We start from the raw sequence: 21,667 nt of genomic DNA, 5'->3' as shown, positions 1-21,667 counted from the left end.
ATCTTGTTGAAGATAGGGGGGAATTGGGGTAAGATTTAAGGTACATTTCGATCCGAAATGACATATGGTATCACTGTAAACCATGAATTTGACAAGAAGGAAGCGGTGGGTTCGTGCAGCAAGCAATCGCAATACTAGACTCGGGTGTCGGCGGGCTGACTGTCGCTAAAGAAGTGATGAGACAGCTCCCGAGAGAGAAAATTATTTACTTCGGAGATACAGCCCGCGCACCCTACGGACCCCGTACGCCGGAAGAAGTCCGTTTATTTACGGAGCAAATTGTAGATTATTTAATTCAGTATGATCCTAAAATGATTGTGATCGCCTGTAATACGGCTACGGCGGCGGCGCTTGATTATATTTCGTCCAAAGTGCCTGTACCCGTCATCGGTGTCATTCACCCAGGAGCGCGTGCCGCCATAAGCGCAACGAAGACCGGTAACGTCGGCGTGATCGGTACAGTCGGAACCATTGGCAGCGGAGCATATACAGCGGCTCTGAAACAGCTCTCGCCTTACGTCGAGGTGGAAAGCCAAGCCTGTCCCGAACTGGTACCGCTTGTCGAACACGGATTGTTCCGATCCAAGGATGCTTTGCAGGTGGTGCAAGAATCCTTGAGAGGCATCAAGGATACCTCTATTGATTGTCTGATCCTGGGGTGTACTCACTATCCGTTCCTGATGAATACGATCCAAACGGTCATGGGGCCGTCGGTGAAACTGATCAGCTCCGCCGATGAAACAGCTCGCGAAGTCAGCACGATTCTGTACGATAAAGGCCAGCTTGCGAGCAGCATGGAGAGCCCGGTGCATCAATTCTTCTGTACAGGAGATCCGGTTATTTTTCAGAGCATCGCGACCGAATGGCTCGGAGATCATATCAAGCGGACACCTGTTGTCTGGCAAATTACAAGGCTATAATTCACCATTCATACTAAGAACTAATCCAGAATGAATAAGAGCAGAAAACGCAGGCAGGACAAGGGATAAGACCTTGTCCTGCCTTTATTATTTTCAGTGCCACGTTTTAGAAAAGGAGCGGGATATGGCGCCTTTTCCGATCTTTTGCATCATACATGTTGGACAACCGGCCGCTCATATACATGGAATGGACGCTAATTGAAGCGGCTTTGCCGCGGAAAGGAATCCATTATGCAGCAATATGTCGTACAGAAAGGCGATACGCTAAGACGCGTGGCTGCCAGATATAGTCTGGCGTATGAACAGCTGATTACGGCGAATCCATGGGCGGCGCAGCAGCCGTATCTCCAGCAGGGGCAAATGCTCTACCTTCCAGCATCGCTGCGCCGAAGGTATGTCATTCAGGAACATGATACCTTTGATAGTATTGCCAATACGTTCCGTTTTCGGAAGGAAGCCTTGGAAGAACTGAATCCCGGGTTATCGGCTCATCATCTGCCGCAGGGGAAAACGATCGTTCTGCCGGGCACCATGCCTAGGCGCATGATACGAATAACCGGCGAATACGGACCGGGGGATCTGGAACGCGATATACAAGAGATGCAGCTGCGTTACCCTGTTATCGAGTGGAGTGTCATCGGCCGAAGCGTGCTCGGCAAACCGCTATATGCCGCCAAAATCGGTAAAGGCCCTAAGAACCTGCATATCAATGCAGCACTGCATGCCAATGAATGGATCACAACCCCGTGCCTGATGCGATTTATGGAGGAGTACGGCAGGGCATTATCGCAAGAGTCACCGGTCTATTTTCAGGAGCCGGATGCCTGGTACCGGAACTATACGTTATGGGTTGTGCCGATGGCAAACCCGGATGGGGTAGAGCTCGTACAAGAAGGAGTCACTCCTTCGCATCCCTATTATGAACGTCTGCTCGAGTGGAACGGCGGACGCGAGGATTTTCGGCGCTGGAAGGCTAATATAAACGGCGTGGATTTGGGTGACCAGTTCCCTGCGCATTGGCATGAGGAAGTCGTACGAAGGGGGAAAATCCGTCCGTCTCCGCAGGATTATGCGGGGACTAAGCCGTTAAGCGAGCCGGAAGCCGAAGCTGTCTATCAGCATACATTATCGATATCTCCGGAACGGGCCATTTCCCTTCACAGCCAAGGGCGGGAAATCTATTGGAATTACAGGGACTACGAACCTCCGGAAAGTGAGGACATGGCCAGAAGATTAGGTCAGGCCAGCGGTTACAGGCCGGTGAAGCTGCAGGGTAGTGATGCGGGATATAAAGATTGGTTTATTCAGCATTACCAGAGGCCGGGCTTTACCGTGGAAATTGGTTATGGGATGAATCCGCTGCCCCTTGAGGATTTCGAGGATTTGTGCGTCGAAGTGGGATCCATTCTAGCTGCGTTTATGTCTTTGAAATAGGATAATATATTTATGAAACGATAAGCTCTATTCAACGTAAAAATAGAAGAATACGGCCGCTGCTTTTACGGATTACAAGGCAGTGGCCTATTTTCGTGCTTTAATTGCTGCAACCCTGTTAATTGGGTAATGATATAGACATGCTGCCTGGAATGGAGGGAACAATATGAAGTGGAGAAGATTGTGGTCGCTTCGGCGCTGGTCGCACGTATTCCAACGGATATTCGGTTATTTAGCCTCTTCCCGGGTTACACTCGGGGACAAGCTGTTATTTCTGGTTCCGGTTGTGCTGTACTGGGTGCTGCCGGACTTTATGCCTTTGCTGCCGATCGACGATATCGGAGTCACGATGCTGCTGATGAATTGGTTCGTATCCCGCGTCGAGCGGAAATATCCAGGTGTGCTCGGTGAAGATCAAGGACCCGCCAAGCGCGTACGGTAAACGAGCTTTTCGGATGTAACAATACGGACAGGACCCTTGCGAAAAAACCGGCAGGGGTCTACAATAACATATTGAATGAAACATCCGTGAGGAGATGAATATACGTGAAATGTAAAATTACCCGTAATGCCGCCAAGGTGTTAAAGAGAGAGCTGGACAAGGAAGAGAACAAGGACAAGAAAATTCGCGTACTGGTAACCCATGCGCATGGTGATCATGCCCACTACGGTCTGGATCTGGATACGCCGAAGGAAAATGATGTCATCGTATCCACAGATAAAGAGATCGACGTCATATTGGAAGCGGGACAACCTTTCCTGGACGGCGTCAAAATCGACTATCTTTATTTTCCTCAGGAAGGCTTTGTCATTACGAATCCGTCCCAGGGCAATCACGGCGACCACTAGGTTACTTCAGAATAAAGAAGGTAATGTACAATGGCTAATGATATTCGCGTCTGCGAGAAGTGCAGACATACGAAGTTAAAGACAATGATCCCGAAAATTAAGAAAATGGTACCGGATGCCGACATTAAGATCGGCTGCAAATCCTATTGCGGTCCTTGCGGCAAACGCGCCTTTATGTATATCAATGGCCGTTATGTCAGCGCGCCTACAGAGGATGAAGTGCTGGCAAAGGCGCTGCCGTTTGTGAAATAACAAACAACTGGCTGTGGGTTACTTCAGAATCGAAGTTTCGCGGAAAATCCCCATTCTTCGGGTATAGTTCCTGGCTTAGCCATCCATGCTAAGGGGGCAGCAGGAACAACAACTTTAGAAGGGAGCATCCGTCATGAACAGTCACGATTCCAGTCTTCATTCCAACAGTCCCAGCAACAGTGCGCTAGATTCCGTGGAGAAGCTGCACCGTGCCGTATCCTCGGCAATGTCCCACCCGACGGAACAGCTGATTCAGCAAGCGGAGAATTCGTTATCCCATACGGAGCAAGCGGTCGCCCAAGTGATTGAGCAGGGGAACGCAAACGCCGTGGAATTGGCGGAAGAGTTGTTAGGCGAAGAGAAGGAACGTCTGTCCAAGCTTCGTTCAGCTAAAAAGTAGTTTATGATCCTGTGCAGTCCGTTCAATAGCTTTCGAGCTAATGAACGGGCTTTTTTTAATTTATATACGCATTTGAATTATATACTTGATTCCGATATATAATTCTGTTAAATTGTTGTCATGGATAGAACAAGTTTAATAAAAGGGCATTTGGAGATGTGCGTATTGGCCATTCTGAGTCATGGCAAGAGTTATGGTTACGAGATCATGAAGGAGCTGGAGAAACACCGACTGAAATTGAAGGGAGTAGGAAGCATCTATCCCATCCTGTCCAAGCTGAAAGATCAGGGATGGGTGACGGATACGAGGGAGCTTAGCGAGAGCGGCAAAGCCAGAGTGTATTACGAAATAACGCCAAGCGGAGATTTGTTTCTGGATAAGAAAATCCAGGAGTGGCAGGAGCTGCAGCAGGATATTCGATCATTGCTTTCATCGAATGTACAGCGAATGGCAGATGGCGTGGAACAGGAGAGCCAGAGATGATGACATTATCCTATGAAGAAGAACGATTTATCGCGGACGTTCGCCGCGAGTTGATACGGTACGAAATGACGTCAAACCAGGTGGAAGCCGTTGTCGAACAGATCCGGGAACATTTGGAGGCAAGCCGGGAGCACGGGGAGTATGGTCTTGAAGATCTGGGCTCTCCTGATATGTATGTCAGGGATTATGCAGAGGTGCAAGGTTTGGTTAGAGTGCAAGACGCCATGGACCTCGTGTCTGTTCCTGAAGAACCTCCGGGACAGCGCAGCGGGCGGCTGGGCGTATGGGGCTTTCTGAAATATCCGTTGGTTTTTGCGGCCGCTTATATCATATGTCAGCTGTTATTTTCCTTCGCATTAACGACGGCATGGGTGAAGGGGTATGAGATAGCTGGCTTCAATCTGCTGTACCGAATATCCGATCAGACGTGGTGGAATATGATGTTGATCGTATTTAGCCTTTCGATTTCGGCGCTCGTTACAATTCTGGCCCATGTCTTCGGTAAAAGAAAACATAGACATTCCCTCCCGTTTACAGAAGGAGGAAACGTATTGTGAGAAAGAAGTGGACGTATGTCGTATTAACCGTACTGGCTTTCGTGCTTCCGACATGGGGGAACGTTGGACAAGCAGAAGAAGTCATGGCTGATAAGGTTGACCTCTACATGAAAGCGGCGATGGAGGAATATCAAATTCCGGGTCTTTCCGCTGCCATCGTGCAGGATGGGGACATAGTGTTTACGAACAGTTATGGTGTTACAGCAGAGGGCAGTACGGTCAGCTCCAAAACTCCATTTTTACTCGGATCTCTCTCCAAATCCATGACGGCGTTAGGGATTGTCCAGCTTGTGGAGTCGGGCCAGGTCGAATTGGATGAATCCGTTGGGACCTATTTGCCGTGGTTTGCAGCCGAAGCGTCTTCTGAGGTATCGTCAATAACGATAAGGCAATTGCTGGCTCAGACGAGCGGATATAGTACATATACGGGCTTGGCGTATTCCGATGTGGGTGCGAAGGATGCTTCAGCCCTGAAAGAGAATGTGCGCCATCTCTCCAACACGAACCTTAACAGACCACCAGGGGAACAACATCAATACAGCAACGCCAATTACATGATCCTGGGGGCTGTTCTGGAGGAGGTGTCGGGTCAATCCTATGCCGATTATATGGAGCAGCATGTGTTTGGCCCGCTGGGCATGAGTACGGCTGCAGCCGATGAGGAGCGGGCGGTTCAAACCGGATTTGAACATGGGTATCAATCGTGGTTCGGCTATCCGCGAGTGAGCAGCGTCCCCTATGACAATAGCGGGGCTTCTTATGGTTATATCACGGCGAGTATCGACGATATGGCTCGGTATCTCCAATTTTTGCTTCAAGATAATGACATGTTGCTTAGTCGCGAATATAAGGAGCTGCTCCTGTCGCCTTTAGTTCAGCATCGACCGGATCGTGCCTATGGTTTTGGCTGGAGGATAAGCGAGACGGAACAAGGCGAGAGGCTGGTATGGCACTCCGGATCAACACCGGAAGCCCGGGCGGAAATTTTCTTCATCCCTGAACGAGGCGTGGGGGCCGTTATTTTAACCAACAAGGACCACATTCTGGAGGAAGCCAGATTGATTCAGGTCTCCAAGGATTTGAGAGGGATATTAGACGGAGAAGACCCGAAACCGCCTTCCGCTGAAACTCATCCGCTGATTTGGGGATTGGCGGTAACTTTGATCATTCTGCTCGCTATCGTGATATGGATGCTGCTAAGAATGCAGAAACGCAGCTTGAAGTTATATCTCACGCTTCCGCTGAGTTTGGTTTTCTTTGCGATTTCAGCTGGCATCATTCCGCTCTTCACGCGTCTGACAAACTCCCCTTGGAATTCCATACGACTCTTTGCACCGGACATTGCCTATATGACGCTGGGGATTGTAGCTAGCCTGGCATTGATGGGGCTCGTGCTGATGTACGGAACGCTTGTCAGCCGTAGGAAACATCTTGAGTCGATTACCCGGCGCGCTTGACATGAAATGCAATCTGTAAAAAGATGATCCCCCCATAAATCCAGCTTGGTGTGTGTTCGGACATTGCCTAGCCCCAAAAAAACAAACCAGGCCGATGGGTGAGATCAGCCTGGTTTGTTTCGTTTAGCAGCCTCAGTCAACAGCGATGAGAGGCTAAATTATGATTTTAAATTTACTAAAGTTATGACCGGTTATCGAGTATTCGCTTCACCTTCTGCTTTAAATAACTTCAGCAGGTCATACGTGATCACTTGATCGGAAATCCGCAGCTGCTTCTGTGTCTCATCATATCCGTCACGGCATGCCTGGATGTCAGTTGGCTGACGCGTCGTCATATCGTAACAGGTTCCACCTTCAAGCCCGGCCGTCTCGGTGGGCAGATAGAACACCTTCTCATCGGAAAAAGCGCCGCTGCGCAGCGGAATCAGACGCGGTTCATCATCAAACAGATGGCTTCCGATCCAGTAATACGGCTGATCCGATACACCGAGAAGATGAAGAATACTTGGTGTCACGTTCATCATGCCGGCGGCCTCCGGGTAAACTCCGGCATGCCCTCCATCAGGCAGGCGGATGAGGAGGGGAACCTGGTTCATGATTTGCTCCATGTCGAGTGCATTCAGGTCTCGTCCCAGGAATTTCTCATAGTCCGCTTTTTCCTTGATCGAATTGTCGTGATCCCCATAGATAAGCAATATGGTGTTATCCCACAACCCTTGCTGTTTCATCTGCTCGACGAACTGTCCGAATGCTTCGTCGACATAGTGGATCGACTGCAGATAGTTTCCGAATATCGAGCCTTCGAAAGCCCCCGTATCCAGCTTCGCAGCATCCTTGGGAACATAGTACGGATGGTGACTCGTTAACGTAATGAGGAAGGAATAGAAGGGCTGTTTGATGCCTTTCATCTCATCCAGCGATTGCGCGAAGAACGCTTTGTCGCTTAATGACCATCCCTGCACATCGTTCATTTCAAAATCCTTCTTGCTGTAAAATCGGTCGTAATTCATTTCCCGGTACATTGTGGTACGGTTCCAGAAGCTGCTGTCATAGGCATGGAATACGTTTGTTCCATAACCCTGTTCTTTCAGAATCTCCGGAAGGGTATCGTACTCGCGGTCAGCATATCGCGTGAATACGGAACCTGTGGGCAGCGGAAGCAAGGAGCTGTGCGTGACAAAGTCCGCATCGGACGTTCGTCCTTGACCGGTTTGATGATAAAAATTGCTGAAATACATACTGTCCTTCATCAATCGGTTGAAGTTGGGGGTAATTTCCTGACCCTCGATCGACTGGCCGATGACAAAATTCATAAAGGCCTCCGTCTGAATCATGATGACATTGCTGCCTTTATACTTGCCGAACAAGGCGCCCGTATCGGACGGCTCCATACGCTTGGCATCAAACCATGCCTTGACCTGGTTGACCTCTTCCTCTGCCAGCTTGGGCTGCCCCACGAGATGATCTCGTCCATAACGGTAGATATCATATCCGTGAAAGCCGATCAGTCCCGTCACATTATACAGCGTAATATTCCACCAATTGCCTTCAAAAAGGCCAACGGCCCATGTATTGGACGCTTTCTTGATAGGAATGAAAGTCATAATCATGCCCAGGATGAACACGAGCGTGCCTGTAACCAACCGGCGAATGATCCGGTTCCGCCGATGCTGGCGATATTCACCCGGGAGTGCATAGGTTTCCAAGGCGGTTCTCCGTTTGCCGAATACCATCACGGCAGTAAACGGGACAATAATAAGCCAATCGATAAAAAAGAACAGATCGTACGCATGAATCAGGGAACGTATGCTATCCCCGAGGGAACCGACTTGTCCGGCCTGCATAAGCACCGGCACGGTTATGAAATCATCGAAGTAGCGGTAATAGATCAAATCGGCGTACAGGATCCCCGTCCATAAGAGATTTATTAAAGTTAAAGCTGCAAGCCGGCCTCTTGGCGGAAGCCACAAGGTCCAGAAGGAGATCAGCAGGAGCGAGCCGACAGCGATCACATAGTCTGCCTGATCCAGCTTCATGTTGGTAATATGGAGATGATGATCAAGCATGATCAGCTTGTACATCATGAGGATAAGGAATAATAAATATGCGGTGTAGCGGTAATGCAGCCCTTTGGAGACCCTGCTTCGGATATCGCTCCATGATGGGGATGAGAGCACGTGGGTATCCTCCTTTATTTTTGAAAAACATCCTTTAATGGCAGTCTTCTTATTATAGCTTGGCCCGGATGACCGAGCAAAAAAAGCCGCCCAAGGGCGGCGTATGCAAGAAGCGTCATTTCGTTATTCCGCCGATTTGTTACGCGGCGGCAAGGGGCCCAGGTATTGATAATACTGACATTCGATCCGGCCATTGAACAGCTTGCGGCGCTTGTCCGCCTTGCGGCCGAAGTAATGCTCGAATTGCTTGGTCGGGCTGAGCGCGAAGAAGGACCAGGTCGGGAGTGAATGCGTTACGGATCCGAGCTGGCGAATGAGACGCTCAACCTCCTCTTTCTCGCTTAACCGCTCGCCATATGGCGGATTGGTGATGATACAGCCGAATTCGCCCTCAGGGATGGCTTTGGCTGCAGGGAGAACCCTAAAGTCGATTTCGCCGGCAAGTCCCGCACTTTTGGCGGCGGCCTTGGCTACTTCGATCGCTTTCGGGTCGATATCGCTTCCCGCGATATGCAGCGGAATATCGTCCTTCACAGCGTCAAAAGCTTCCTCGCGCGCATCCTCCCAGAGGTTGTCCCCAATAATATCCCAATGCTCGGACGGGAACGAGCGGCGCAGCCCGGGCGCAATATTCCAGGCCATCATCGCGGCTTCGATCAGAATGGTGCCCGAACCGCAGCACGGGTCATAGAGCGGACGATGAGGGCCCCAGCGGCTTAATTGCAGCAGAGCGGAAGCCATGGTTTCCTTCAGCGGAGCTTCCGTAACCAGCTTGCGATAGCCGCGTTTATGAAGGGCTGGTCCTGTGGTATCAAGGGTCAGTATGGCTCGATCCTTCAAGAGAGAAACCTCGACTACATAACGGGGGCCGTCCTCGGGGAACCATTCCGTACGGTGCGAGAGCTTCAGCTTCTCCACGATTGCTTTTTTCACGATGCCTTGACAGGCGGGAACGCTGCTAAGCTGCGATTTATGGGAACGCCCTTCCACAGGGAATTCGCCATCCGCAGGAATCCACTCTTCCCATGGAAGAGCTTTGGTTCCTTCAAAGAGCTCGTCGAAGGTAAAGGCTTTAAACTCACCCATCTTGACGAGAATACGGTCGGACGTCCGGAGCCACAGATTGCAGCGGCAAATATCAATCAGGTCACCTGAAAAGGTAACTCTACCATTCTCTACTTCCATGTCGGTGTACCCGAGCTCTTTCAACTCGCGGGCAACGACGGCTTCCAGCCCCATCGGGGCCGTCGCGATCAATTGTAATCGAGGCATTAACGATGTCAACTCCATTTAACATGTGTACGGCGATAGTCGCCGCCGGTTCAATCTATATAGTATAGGCGATTGCATTGACTAAGACAATTATCATATGATAGTTCTCGTTAGGTTTAACGGGAAACAACGTTTCTTAATTAAGACAAAGGAGGCGGCTTCATTGCTTACGACCCCTGATGATTATGTTAACCAATTATACCCTGAAGATGAAGAGCTTCAGTTCGTGATAGAGGCCATCCGTGAGCATGGGATGCCGGAGGTGTCGGTGGCACCGGCATATGGCCGATTGCTGACCATGCTGGTACAGACTGCCGGTGCCAGGAATATTCTCGAAATCGGCGCCCTTGGCGGCTATAGCGGGATCTGTCTATGCCGAGGGCTTCCTGCGGACGGCAAGCTCACCTCCCTTGAGCTTAAGGAAGAATACGCGCAGCTTGCAGGCAGGCATCTGGAGAAGGCCGGATTCAAGGATCGGGTGGAGTACCGGATCGGTCCGGCTGCGGACAGTTTGGCAGCGTTGAAGCAGGAAGGACGAACCTTCGATTTTTTCTTTATTGATGCGGATAAGGAGAACTATCCCCTATACTTGGATTATGCTTTGGAGCTAGCGAATCCGGGTGCCCTTATTGCCGGGGATAACTGTTTCTTGCGCGGCAGAACGCTGAACTCGGACAAGAACGGTCCTTCGGTTCAAGCGGTACGCCGGTTTAATGAAGTCATTGCGACGGACAAGAGGCTGCTCAGCACGCTGCTGCCTGCTTATGACGGGCTGATCCTTGCACGCGTTAAAGGATGAATCAACCAATAGCAAGCTGTGCTGGACGATAAGATAACCATTGGCAGGAGTGCAGCCATTGGGCTGTCGACTGGAAGTCAGATTTGGGCGAGTGGTATGAATAACAGAACAAGGGGCTGTCCTCGGGTCGATGCAGACCACGGGACAGCCCCTTGTTGTTTGGAGACAAGCTCAAGCTATAGATGACAGACTCCGGGGGATCAACGATATTTGGGCGAAGGCTTTTGCGAGAACAGCTTTCTTCTCACCCACATCATATTGATGATCAACAGACAGCCGGAAGTAGCAAACAATCCTTCGATGCCGATGAAGCCGGATAAGAATCCGCCGATCACCGCCCCCAGCATGTTGCCAAGCGCTAGCGAGCTTGTATTGAAGCCGAAGGAGCGGCTTTCCATGCCGTCCGGCGTGTATGAGCGAATCAGCGCGTTGACACTTGGCAGCAGCCCGCCCATGAAGACGCCCATCATGAACCGTACGATAATCAACTGCCATACCGATTGAACAAAAGCTTGCGGGATCAGCGTAAGTCCCGTACCGATCAAGGCGTAGGTCAAGATGCCGATCAAGGCGTAGGTCAAGATGCGGTGCGCGCCGACCTTGTCGCTGAGCTTGCCGAGAATCGGGGAAGCGATCATGTTCGATAGCCCCGTTACCGCCACAACGAACCCGGCCCATATCGCAATATCCACCGCGGTTCCATGAAGCTTCTGAACGTACAGCGGAAGCAGCGCCATGGGACTGATCATGGCGAATTGCAGCAGGAACGTGACGGCGAATAACGCCGGCAGCTGCGGAATATGGCTCAGCTCCTTGAGCCCGGCTATAACCGAAGGCTGCGGCGCCTTGGCCGCCTGCTCGCGGTTGAAATTTTCCTTGACGAGGAACAAGGCAAGCATCGAAGCGGCAAAAATCAATCCGCCCGTGATATAGAAGATTGGCCGGAATCCGACCCAGCTTGCCATGAGTCCGCCGATCAACGGACCAAGAATCGTGCCTGCAACTTGTCCGGACTGCATGATGCCCATCGCAAATCCCATTCGATTCTTGGGCGTTGTACCCGATACGAGCGATATTGCCGCAGGGTTAAATCCCGATATGGTACCGTTCAGCAGACGCAGAACCAGCAGATGCCATGGATGGGTAGCAAAGCCCATGCACGCAATGACCAGCGCCATGCCGAAGCCGGAGCGCAGCAGCATGATTTTGCGTCCGTATTTGTCTGCGACCTTTCCCCAGATCGGTTGAAAAATGAATGATGTCAGGAAGTTGGCAGCGAATATTAATCCTGCCCATAGTCCTATTTCCCGGTCTCCCACGACATTCAGGTCTTGCGCCAGATATAACGTCAGGAACGGGGTGATCATGGTCATCCCGGAGTTGACCAAAAACTGTCCGAACCAAAGCACAATGAGATTGATTTTCCAATTGGTCAATGTGCCCTTCACTTCCTTTCTAAGCTGTCGAGCCCGAAATAACCGGGCGAATTGTGGAACTACCCTAAAAATGCCGTTCTTCCAGTATAACATATTTAAAAAGTGCCAAATGCTAACAATGTCATAAGATTGTCATGCGATTTTCATAGGATGTCCATGTAAGACGGTTGTTACTTACTTTTAAAAAGGGCATAATGAAATTTAGGAAACTTTATACACATTGATGGGGGCCTAATCATGACCTATAACGATCAATTCATTCGCGCTTGCCGCAAGCAGGAAGTGAACCACGTTCCTGTATGGTACATGCGTCAAGCGGGACGCTACGACCCGGAGTACCGAAAGATTAAAGAAAAGTACTCCTTACTGGAAATATGCAGTCAACCGGAGCTGGCGGCAGAGGTAACCTTGATGCCCGTACGGAAGCTTGGCGTGGACGCGGCTATTTTATATTCCGATATTATGAATCCCGTTGCCTCGATCGGGGTAGACTTCGATATTGTGAAAAATATCGGCCCGGTGATTGATAATCCGATCCGATCTGCGGCGGATGTAGAGAAACTGCGCCCGATCGATGTCGAGGGGGATCTTGGACATGTCCTGGAGACCATCCGGATCCTGGATAAGGAGTTGGAAGTGCCGCTAATCACATTTGCGGGCGCTCCGTTCACGATTGCCAGCTATCTCATCGAAGGAAGACCATCCAAAAATTATCTTCGCACGAAAGAACTCATGTACAGTGAGCCGAAGGTATGGTTCTCGCTGATGGACAAGCTCGGGGATATGGTGATCGCTTATCTGCGCGCCCACGTCACTAACGGCGGGAAAGCGTTTCAATTGTTTGACAGCTGGGTGGGGGCTTTGTCTCCACAGGATTTCCAAACGTATGTCCTTCCTACCATTAAGCGTATTTTTGCAGAGCTTCAGGACCTGAGTGTTCCGAAAATTTATTTTCCAGGCGTGAGCTCAGGTGAGCTGCTGCCTACGCTTACCGATCTGAGAACGGATGTCATCGGTCTCGATTGGAGAGTGTCCATTGCAGAAGGACGCCGCCGTTTAGAGCATAAGTATGCTGTTCAGGGCAATCTGGACCCGACCGTACTGACCGGACCGATGCCGGTCATCCAGCAGTATGCGAAAGAGATTATCGATCAGGGGATTCAGGAGCCCGGCTTTGTGTTTAATCTAGGGCACGGTTTATTCCCGGAGGCTTCGCTGGAGAAACTTCGTGAGTTGACATCGTATATTCACGAATACTCCGCTCAGGCACTGCAGGCAGGTGCACAACGCTCTTAAATGTTGAATATTTTATTAGTCAGAGGTGAGATGGTATGAAGAACAAGATTGGCGTGTTGGTTATGTCCTACGGCACACCGGAGAGCATGGAAGGAATCGAGAGTTATTATACCCATATCCGTCGCGGGAATAAGCCGTCGGAGGAGCAACTTAAGGAGCTTACTGACCGCTATGAGGCGATTGTGGGAGGTGTGTTTCCACTCCGGGAGAATACGGACCGACAGGTACGCACGCTGCAGGATACATTGAATGCGGATCCTCGCGCGATCGATCTTGAGTTTGTATGCTATCAGGGACTGAAGCACGCTGCCCCATACATCGAAGATGGCGTTGAGCAAATGGTGCGGGACGGCATTAAGGAAGCGGTCGGCATTGTGCTGGCTCCTCATTACTCCACGATGAGCATCGGATCCTACGTGAAGCGCGCTCAAGCCAAAGCGGATGAGTTGGGACTTCAGATCTCGTTTGTTGAAAGCTATCACATGCATCCGAAACTGATCGAGGCCTTTGCGGACCGGGTGTCCGCCAAGCTGAACCAGTTCGAGGAAGCAGGGGCTGACCGTGACAGCGTGAGAGTGCTGTTTAGTGCTCATAGCCTCCCGGAACGCATCTTGTCCATCGGAGATCCTTATCAGGATCAGCTCCTTGAGACATCCAAAGCCGTAGCCGAACAGGCAGGCGTCAAGCAGTGGCAGTTCACATGGCAAAGTGCTGGCCGGACGGCGGAGCCTTGGCTCGGTCCGGACATACTGGATACGCTGCAAACGCTGAATAAAGAAGAGCAGGTCGAGGATGTGCTGGTTGCGCCGGTCGGTTTTGTCTCGGATCATCTTGAGGTTCTGTACGATCTGGATATTGAAGCCAAAAGCATTGCCAAGGAAATGGATATGCGGCTTGAGCGCATCGACTCCTTGAACAGCGATCCGCTATACATGGAAGCGCTCAGCGATTCCGTGATCACCTTGATCGGTATGTAAATCCGTTATTACCGGAAATTCGAATAGAATGCTTAGATATGGAACTCCCCGGTGACGGGGGGTTCTATTCTTTATAGGGAAGCTGGTATAATGGGGGGAGCGACTTATTACGCGAGCTTATAAGTGAATAAAGGAGTGACCTATGCATCTGTCACGATCTGAGAAGAGCAAGGCCGAGAAGAAGGCCCGTAAGCAGCGAACCGGTCAGGTTTGGATCATACTTAACTTATGTCTGATTATTATGATCGCTGCTTTGCTTGTCTATCATTTTAAATTTAAGGAAGATCCTGTTCAGCAAACGGCTTATCCGTCCGGTATGCCGGAGTTTGGCATGGAAGGGGAGCAGGAGGGTAACCCGGGTTCCAGACAACCAGCTGACGGCGAGGGGACGGATTCGATGCCTCCGAAGACGACAGAGACGACGGAGACCGGCGAGCCCCCGGATTCCGATATGACCGAGCCTGAAGGCAGCGCAGCAGATGATCCTGGCGATTCCGCTCTCGCCAAGCGGGTGGTCATGCATTTTGCCGGGGATACCTTGTTCTCGGGCAAAGTGGAGGATGCGCTGAAGAATCACGGGTACGATTATCCGTACAAGCATCTGGGTACTGCATTCCATGAGGATGATCTGACCGTACTTAATCTGGAAACGCCGGTTACGACCGGAGGTGTTGGCGCTGCCAATAAGAAATTTGTATTCAAGTCCTCACCGGACGTATTGCCGGCTCTGCGAGATGCCGGGGTAGAGGCCGTTAATCTGGCTAACAATCATATCCTAGATCAAGGACAAGAAGGACTTCTGGATACCTTGAAGCATTTAAAGGATCATGATATCCGTTATGTAGGCGCAGGACGGAATGAGAAGGAGGCCTTCGCTGCCCAGTATTTCGAGCTTCAGGGCATGACGGTTGCCTTGCTTGGATTCAGCCGTGTGCTTCCGGAGACGACGTGGTACGCGCTGGAGAACAGGCCGGGGGTGGCCGGGGCATATGACCATGTGCTGCCCAAGGCGGTTGAAGCGATCAACGCGGCGCGTTCCAAGGCCGATCTGGTGGTCGTGGTTGCCCATTGGGGAGAGGAGCTTCATAAAACGCCAAATGTTCACCAGATTAATCTGTCACGTGCGTTTATTGACGGTGGAGCCGACCTGATTATCGGCGGGCATCCCCATGTGCTGCAGGGATTGGAGCAGTACAAAGGCAAGTGGATTGCTTACAGTACCGGTAATTTCATATTTACCAAATCCTCGAATGAAGATACGTGGAAAACTGCCGTATTCCAGGCATCATGCAGTAAGCAAGGAGAATGTGACTTGAAGCTGACGCCTTACCGTACGGAGATCGGACAGGTCATCCCGCTCGAAGGCAAAGAAGCTGAGGCCTTGCTGAAAGAGGTGGAGAAGCGATCTGTCGGCGGTGTAAAAATAGCGCTCGATGGTAAAGTTGTCGCTGGCAAGGCAGTGGAATAATTCTTTAAATCCTTACATCAAGGAGGTCCCACCATGAACAATTTATGTGTGGCTCACCGGGGGTTCTCCGGTAAAGCACCTGAAAATACGCGCGCAGCCATTCAGATGGCGATGGATGAGCCCTTCGTGCATTGGATGGAAATTGATGTGCAATTGACTCAGGACGGGGTCCCTGTCGTGATACATGACTATAGTGTGGACCGGACCACGACCGGGAAAGGCAAGGTGAAGGATCTGACCTGGCAGCAAATTCGGAGGATGGACGCCGGAGAATGGAAGGGGCGCCAATTCAGGGGAGAGCAGGTTCCTTCGCTGGATGAGGTTTTGCAGCTTGTCAAAGGACGATTGAAACTTAATATCGAACTTAAAACGAGCGGCGACATGTATCCCGGCCTGGAAAAAGCCGTTCTGGAGCGGATTCATGCCCACCGGATGCTGCCGGACGTGGTGCTTACTTCTTTTGAGCCAAAAGCCTTGATGAAGGCCAAGGAATTGGAACCTGACGTAAAAACCGGACTTATTATCGATGCGCATCCCCGCAATTTGCTGGCGCGCTTGAAGCAAATGAAATGTTCCTTTTTATCGATCGGCTATTCCCACCTGGATGCGGCCTTTGCGTCCGATCTGGTGAAGAACGGCATTACGCCCATGGCCTGGACGGTGGATGATGCGAAGAGCATGAGATCGCTCGCCCGAATGAATCCCGCCATCATGATCTGTACGAACCGCCCTGATACATGGGGGCAGATTTTTATCCATAAAATTGCACCCAAAGTTCCATTCTGGCGAAGAAAATGGAGGTTTTAATGTTATGTGTGCCCTAGTGAATAACGTTTATTGTGTAGGTCGTAATTATCAATTGCATGCGGCGGAGCTTGGCAATGCGGTGCCGGAAGAGCCGATGATTTTCCTTAAACCCTCGCATGCCGTCGTTCCATTGGATGGCAGCGTGCTGAAGCTGCCGATGGACCGCGGCAGTCTTCATTTTGAAGGCGAGCTTGTTATTCAGCTTGCGGAGGATTACGCGCCAGGCAAGACCATTGACGAGCTCGTCAAAACGATGGCCCTTGGCATCGACTTCACGCTGCGTGACGTACAGTCGGTCATTAAAGAGAAGGGACATCCTTGGACGGCGGCAAAAGCGTTTAAATCTTCCGCACCGCTTACGCCATCCATTGCGTTTCCCGGGACCGCGAAGCTGGCGGATATCGATTTTACCGTAAGGAAGAACGGCGAAGAGGTGCAGCGCGGGAATGCGAAGGATATGATCTTCCCCCTTCAGCACATCATCGATTACATCGGCGAGCATTATGGCCTTGGCCAAGGTGATTTAATCTTCACGGGTACACCGGCTGGTGTAGGACCGACGGAATCCGGCGACGTGTTCGAATTGTTCTGGGGAGATGACCGTCTGGGCCGCTGCGAAATCGGGTAAACGGATATATGCTTTAACACATGGGAGGGGTCACAGATGGATTGGCTGATCGGAGCGGCAGGCGCTTTTATCGTGGCAGGAGCCGCTTACAGGAAACGATCACTATCGGAATCCGGAGCCGCAGCCGCTATTCTGATGGGTACCATATATTACGGAGCAGGGAACGTGTTTTGGTTCGGAACCCTGCTTCTTTTTTTCATTACATCCACACTGCTATCCCGGTACGGGAAACAGCGTAAGGCAGACCTGGAGAAATCCTATGCCAAGACAGGCCGGCGGGATGCGGGTCAGGTCTTCGCCAATGGCGGCATCGGCATGGTGCTGTGTCTGTTAAACGTATGGATTCAATCCGATCTGTGGGTATTCCTGTTTATAGGCGTAATGGCTACGGTAACGGCGGATACCTGGGCCACGGAGTTGGGCAGCCTTAGCCGGAAGCCCCCGCGTTCCGTGCTGAATGGCAAGGTGCTGACCGCCGGGGAATCCGGCGGCGTGTCCTGGGTCGGCTCCACGGCTGCAGCGGCAGGGAGTTTACTGATTGGGGCAGGCGGATGGCTGCTTGCCGGATGGAGCGGCATGGATGCAGAGCTATTGCCGTATGTCCTGGCAGCCCTCGCCGGCGGATTGGTTGGAGCTTTCGCCGATTCGTACCTCGGAGCGACATTACAAGTGATGTATCGCTGCCGTGTGTGCGGCAAATCGGTGGAAGTGTCGCATCATTGTGGTGAAGATACCGTGCGTACGCGCGGCGCTTCGTGGATGTCCAACGATGCAGTCAATCTGGTCAGTTCGCTTCTCGGCGGAGCGGCAGCTTATGGGATTGCCGTGCTGATTGCGTTATAATGTATCCATCTTACCGATGAAACAAACGTTCAACGAAATCTATAGATGTAAGTAGGGATCATAACAATGAATATTTTGACCGTCGAACAGGTAACAAAAAGCTATGGAGACAAAATTCTGTTTCAAGATGCATCCTTCGGAATGGAGGATCAGGATAAAATCGGCATTATCGGCGTGAATGGCACAGGGAAATCCACATTTCTGCGGGTCATCGCGGGGCTCGAGCCGCCCGACTCCGGTAAAATATCGATGGGCAATCGCATCCGGGTTCGTTACCTGGCGCAGAATCCGGAGTTTGATCCGGACAAAACCGTCCTGCAGCAGGTGTTTGAGGGCGATCTTCCGGAGATGAAGGCAGTGCGGGAATATACTGAAACGATGGAGCTGCTGGAGCTGCATCCAAGTCATGAGGAGCTGCAGCAGAAACTGCTGAAGCTCAATCAGACGCTGGATACGCTGCAGGCATGGCAGCTTGAAAGCGATGCGAAAACCATCCTGTCCAAGCTGGGGATTCGGAATTATGAAGCGAAGATGGGGACGCTGTCGGGCGGCCAGCGTAAGCGGGTGGCATTAGCCGCCGCTTTGATTCAGCCTTCCGATTTGCTTATTTTGGACGAGCCGACCAACCACATTGACAATGAATCCGTTGCCTGGCTGGAGCAGTATTTGCAGAAGCGCCGCGGCGCGCTGCTCATGATTACGCATGACCGGTATTTTCTGGACCGGGTAGCCAATGTTATGCTGGAGCTGGATCACGGACGGCTGTTTCGATATGAGGCGAATTACAGCCGTTTTCTGGAGCTGAAGGCAGAACGCGAGGAGCGTGAAGCCGCTTCCGAGCAAAAGCGCCAAAATTTGCTGCGGAGCGAGCTTGCCTGGATCCGAAGAGGGGCTAAGGCCCGCACGACCAAGCAGAAGGCGAGGATTGAACGCTTCGAGAAACTCAAGGATCAGGAGATGGTACACAGCTCCGGTGAACTGGACGTTTCGGTCGCTTCCACCCGCTTGGGACGCAAAATTCTGGAGATTGAAGGTCTCTGGATGAAGATCGACGACAAAACGTTAATTCAGGACCTTTCTTATATCGCCGTTCCCGAGGATCGGATAGGTATCGTAGGCCCGAACGGCAGCGGCAAATCCACGCTGCTCAATCTGATTGCCGGGCGGATTCAGCCGAATGGCGGGGAAGTCGTGCTCGGACCGACGGTCAAGCTCGGTTATTTCACGCAGGAGCATCAGGAGATGGACGGCAGTCAGCGCGTGATTGAGTATATCAAGGATGAGGCCGAGGTTGTCCGTACGGCGGACGGTTCGGCGATTACCGCAGCCCAGATGCTGGAACGCTTCCTGTTCCCGCCCGCGCTGCAGTGGACGCCGATTGCGAAGCTGTCCGGAGGCGAGAAGCGCCGCTTGTATCTGCTGCGGGTGCTGATGAGCGCACCGAATGTGCTGCTGCTCGATGAACCAACCAATGATTTGGATATCCAGACATTGTCCGTTTTGGAGCAGTATTTGGATGAGTTCCCGGGCGTCTGTATCGTGGTATCCCATGATCGCTTTTTCCTGGATCGAACGGTGGACAAGATTATGGCCTTTGAGGGCGACGGTCAGATTCGTGTCCATGTCGGCTCTTACAGCGAATATGCGGAATGGATGCAGCGTCACGGCGGTGAAGCTTCCGGGAGCAAGGCGGAAGCATCCATAGCCAAATCTGCTTCGGGGAGCAGTGATGGCAGGGATAACGATTCAGCTAAAGAAGCGCCGCGTGAGCGCTTGAAATTCAGTTACAAAGAACAACGGGAGTTTGAGCAGATTGATGGGCTCATCGAGGATACCGAGAGCAAGCTCGCTTCGATTCAATCCGAGATGGAGACCGCCGGCAGCGACGCAGCCAGGCTTCAGGAGCTGATGAAGGCTCAGGAGGAAACGGAGCGTGAGCTGGAGCATCTGATGGAGCGCTGGACCTATCTGAACGAGCTCGCGGAGAAGATTGAACAGAGCAAGAAATCGTAAGGATTCACACGATCCATAAATAAAGGGGCGTCCCCAGGCATAATGCCTTGGCGGGACGCCCCTTTGTTAGTATAAGGCCAGCGTGGCTGAACCATTTTGATCATACAGCAACAACATCTTCTAAAGAGAGGATGGTTTTTTGTGAAAGTACGCGAACAGACGTTGTTTATAAAATGATCAACTGACGTAGGCCGCCAGCAGCTTTACGGTGTTAAGAACGGCTTGTTTATGCGTTCTTTCCATGGCATGGGATGCATGGACGCCCGGACCGATCAGCGCGGCCTTGATGTTGCTGCCCGCGGAAAGTGCTGCAGAAGCGTCAGAGCCGTAATGAGGGTAGATATCCACCGCATACGCAATGCCTTCGCTTTCGGCCAGCTGGATCAAACGGCTGGTCATGTCATAGTCATAGGGACCGGATGAATCCTTCGCGCAGATGGATACATCGGTTTCCTTGCAGCTTAGGTCATCGCCGATGCAGCCCATATCGACCGCAATCATCTCATTGATGTCGGCAGGAATGTAAGCCGCGCCATGTCCCACTTCTTCATAGTTCGAAATGAGAAGCTTTACATTATGTTTAGGTTTCCAGTTATCCCGCTTCATGCTTTCGAGCAAGCCGAAGAGGGCAGCGACGCTGGCTTTGTCATCCAGATGGCGCGATTTGATGTAACCGCTTGGCGTAATGACCGCACGGGCATCAAAGGAAACAAAATCTCCAACCCCGATGCCGAGTTTCTTCACATCATCGGCCGACTCCACCATTTCGTCGATCCGGACCTCCATATGGGCTTCCTGGCGCTTGAAATCGCGTGCATCGCTGTATACGTGGACGGAAGGATGCGTGGACAGGATCGTGCCCGTATATTTCTTGCCGCTGCGGGTATGGATGATGCAGTATTCATTCTCAATGCTGTTCATCATGTATCCGCCAACGGAGGTAAGACGGAGCGTGCCCTCTGATTTCACGGCACGAACCATCGCGCCAAGCGTATCGACATGGGCGCTCAGACCAACCGTACGGCTGCCGTCTTGTCCGGGAACGGACAGAATGGCGCCGCCTTTTTCATTCCATTCGAGCGAAACATCAAGCGTTGCGGCTTCCTGTTCGATCCGCTTCATGATGTCATGGGTATATCCGGTTGGGCTCGGTGTATCGAGCAGTTCTTTTAGCAGGTTCAGTACATAAGTTTCATTCGGTTGTATCGCCACTAATTGTTCAGCCTCCTTGGTTCAATCGAACAGCCTTCCCTATTCAGCGGGGGCGTCCTTCTGTTCTTTCTTGCTTTCCTCTTCCGCAGCTTGTACTTCAGGGGTCTATCCCGTTACTTCACGGATATGTATAAGTTGCTCGGCTAACGAACGGATCTCCTTCTGCATTTGATATTGACGGTAAATGCCGAACGTGCCGACAATGAGTCCCCCGATCAGCGAGCACCCGATAATCAGCAGAATCAGCGGTACATTGACTGTGCCGAATAATAGATTCACTGCGACCGGATTGACATTGATGACGGCGAATACAGCCGTAATCAGGGCAAACAATAAGGCTGCGATTAGCGACCATTGAATTTTCATGGGGAACACCTCCTTCCTCCA

At 51.5% G+C, this 21,667-nt stretch carries 21 protein-coding genes and 1 pseudogene; 17 read left to right on the top strand and 5 right to left on the bottom strand.

The features are described from left to right. The first annotated feature begins 113 nt into the window (after window positions 1-113). The 9 genes from racE to ACPV3A_RS02740 all read left to right on the top strand — a co-directional run bounded on the left by racE (window position 114) and on the right by ACPV3A_RS02740 (window position 6,352). Window positions 114-920 (top strand): glutamate racemase, encoded by an 807-nt coding sequence (gene racE, locus ACPV3A_RS02780; RefSeq protein WP_194543909.1) that lies wholly within the window; start codon window positions 114-116, stop codon window positions 918-920. Window positions 921-1,151: 231 nt separating this feature from the next. Next, window positions 1,152-2,354, top strand: a complete 1,203-nt coding sequence (locus tag ACPV3A_RS02775) for a M14 family metallopeptidase (protein WP_426198064.1) — start codon at window positions 1,152-1,154, stop codon at window positions 2,352-2,354. Window positions 2,355-2,520: 166 nt separating this feature from the next. Beyond that, complete coding sequence (locus ACPV3A_RS02770) at window positions 2,521-2,796, top strand: hypothetical protein (RefSeq protein ID WP_426198063.1); 276 nt, start codon at window positions 2,521-2,523, stop codon at window positions 2,794-2,796. Between the two features lie 104 nt (window positions 2,797-2,900). Beyond that, the gene (locus tag ACPV3A_RS02765) at window positions 2,901-3,203 is read left to right on the top strand and encodes an iron-sulfur cluster assembly accessory protein (protein ID WP_194543907.1); all 303 of its coding nucleotides are present in this window, start codon (window positions 2,901-2,903) and stop codon (window positions 3,201-3,203) included. A gap of 30 nt (window positions 3,204-3,233) precedes the next feature. Beyond that, the gene (locus tag ACPV3A_RS02760; protein WP_076325704.1) at window positions 3,234-3,455 is read left to right on the top strand and encodes a DUF1450 domain-containing protein; all 222 of its coding nucleotides are present in this window, start codon (window positions 3,234-3,236) and stop codon (window positions 3,453-3,455) included. Between the two features lie 133 nt (window positions 3,456-3,588). Continuing rightward, on the top strand, window positions 3,589-3,855 hold the full coding sequence (locus ACPV3A_RS02755; RefSeq protein ID WP_194543906.1) for a hypothetical protein: 267 nt from the start codon (window positions 3,589-3,591) through the stop codon (window positions 3,853-3,855). Between the two features lie 120 nt (window positions 3,856-3,975). Continuing rightward, entirely contained in the window at window positions 3,976-4,338 is a 363-nt protein-coding gene (locus ACPV3A_RS02750; RefSeq protein WP_194543905.1) for a PadR family transcriptional regulator, read from the top strand. After that, the gene (locus ACPV3A_RS02745) at window positions 4,335-4,895 is read left to right on the top strand and encodes a hypothetical protein (protein ID WP_426198062.1); all 561 of its coding nucleotides are present in this window, start codon (window positions 4,335-4,337) and stop codon (window positions 4,893-4,895) included. Before ACPV3A_RS02750 ends, ACPV3A_RS02745 begins: the two co-directional genes overlap by 4 nt. Next, window positions 4,892-6,352, top strand: a complete 1,461-nt coding sequence (locus ACPV3A_RS02740; RefSeq protein ID WP_426198061.1) for a serine hydrolase domain-containing protein — start codon at window positions 4,892-4,894, stop codon at window positions 6,350-6,352. Before ACPV3A_RS02745 ends, ACPV3A_RS02740 begins: the two co-directional genes overlap by 4 nt. A 191-nt stretch (window positions 6,353-6,543) precedes the next feature. On the opposite strand, the gene ACPV3A_RS02735 is transcribed toward ACPV3A_RS02740, so the two are convergent. Then, the gene (locus tag ACPV3A_RS02735) at window positions 6,544-8,529 is read right to left on the bottom strand and encodes an LTA synthase family protein (protein WP_426198060.1); all 1,986 of its coding nucleotides are present in this window, start codon (window positions 8,527-8,529) and stop codon (window positions 6,544-6,546) included. Between the two features lie 123 nt (window positions 8,530-8,652). Then, on the bottom strand, window positions 8,653-9,801 hold the full coding sequence (locus ACPV3A_RS02730) for a THUMP domain-containing class I SAM-dependent RNA methyltransferase (RefSeq protein ID WP_071223127.1): 1,149 nt from the start codon (window positions 9,799-9,801) through the stop codon (window positions 8,653-8,655). A gap of 163 nt (window positions 9,802-9,964) precedes the next feature. On the opposite strand from ACPV3A_RS02730, the gene ACPV3A_RS02725 reads away from it, so the two are divergent. Then, a complete protein-coding gene (locus tag ACPV3A_RS02725; protein ID WP_426198059.1) occupies window positions 9,965-10,600 on the top strand; it encodes an O-methyltransferase in 636 nt (211 codons plus the stop codon). A 200-nt stretch (window positions 10,601-10,800) separates the two neighbouring features. Here the strand turns inward: ACPV3A_RS02725 and ACPV3A_RS02720 are convergent, their stop codons facing one another. Beyond that, window positions 10,801-12,036, bottom strand: coding sequence for an MFS transporter (locus ACPV3A_RS02720; RefSeq protein ID WP_426198058.1), 1,236 nt, complete (start codon window positions 12,034-12,036; stop codon window positions 10,801-10,803). Window positions 12,037-12,273: 237 nt separating this feature from the next. On the opposite strand from ACPV3A_RS02720, the gene hemE reads away from it, so the two are divergent. The 7 genes from hemE to taeA all read left to right on the top strand — a co-directional run bounded on the left by hemE (window position 12,274) and on the right by taeA (window position 20,068). Beyond that, a complete protein-coding gene (gene hemE / locus ACPV3A_RS02715; RefSeq protein ID WP_220684332.1) occupies window positions 12,274-13,332 on the top strand; it encodes a uroporphyrinogen decarboxylase in 1,059 nt (352 codons plus the stop codon). A 35-nt stretch (window positions 13,333-13,367) separates the two neighbouring features. Continuing rightward, window positions 13,368-14,309, top strand: coding sequence for a ferrochelatase (gene hemH, locus ACPV3A_RS02710; protein ID WP_426198057.1), 942 nt, complete (start codon window positions 13,368-13,370; stop codon window positions 14,307-14,309). A gap of 142 nt (window positions 14,310-14,451) precedes the next feature. Next, window positions 14,452-15,777: a CapA family protein gene (locus ACPV3A_RS02705; RefSeq protein WP_426198056.1), complete on the top strand. Its 1,326-nt coding sequence runs from the start codon at window positions 14,452-14,454 to the stop codon at window positions 15,775-15,777. Between the two features lie 33 nt (window positions 15,778-15,810). Beyond that, entirely contained in the window at window positions 15,811-16,584 is a 774-nt protein-coding gene (locus tag ACPV3A_RS02700) for a glycerophosphodiester phosphodiesterase (RefSeq protein ID WP_071223121.1), read from the top strand. 4 nt (window positions 16,585-16,588) lie between these two features. Next, the gene (locus tag ACPV3A_RS02695) at window positions 16,589-17,212 is read left to right on the top strand and encodes a fumarylacetoacetate hydrolase family protein (RefSeq protein ID WP_426198055.1); all 624 of its coding nucleotides are present in this window, start codon (window positions 16,589-16,591) and stop codon (window positions 17,210-17,212) included. A gap of 36 nt (window positions 17,213-17,248) precedes the next feature. Beyond that, window positions 17,249-18,055: a DUF92 domain-containing protein gene (locus ACPV3A_RS02690; RefSeq protein ID WP_194543894.1), complete on the top strand. Its 807-nt coding sequence runs from the start codon at window positions 17,249-17,251 to the stop codon at window positions 18,053-18,055. A gap of 66 nt (window positions 18,056-18,121) precedes the next feature. Further along, window positions 18,122-20,068: an ABC-F type ribosomal protection protein TaeA gene (gene taeA, locus ACPV3A_RS02685; protein WP_220684336.1), complete on the top strand. Its 1,947-nt coding sequence runs from the start codon at window positions 18,122-18,124 to the stop codon at window positions 20,066-20,068. A gap of 177 nt (window positions 20,069-20,245) precedes the next feature. Here taeA and ACPV3A_RS02680 read toward each other — a convergent pair whose 3' ends face one another. Next, window positions 20,246-21,280 (bottom strand): M42 family metallopeptidase, encoded by a 1,035-nt coding sequence (locus tag ACPV3A_RS02680; protein ID WP_194543892.1) that lies wholly within the window; start codon window positions 21,278-21,280, stop codon window positions 20,246-20,248. 108 nt (window positions 21,281-21,388) lie between these two features. Next, window positions 21,389-21,646 (bottom strand): annotated as a pseudogene (locus tag ACPV3A_RS02675) (LapA family protein); the annotation flags it as partial. Window positions 21,647-21,667 lie beyond the last annotated feature (21 nt).

The sequence above is a fragment of the Paenibacillus sp. Dod16 genome (assembly GCF_049893405.1).
In the GTDB taxonomy this organism is placed as follows: domain Bacteria; phylum Bacillota; class Bacilli; order Paenibacillales; family Paenibacillaceae; genus Paenibacillus_AQ.
This window is presented reverse-complemented; position numbering and strand designations above follow the sequence as displayed.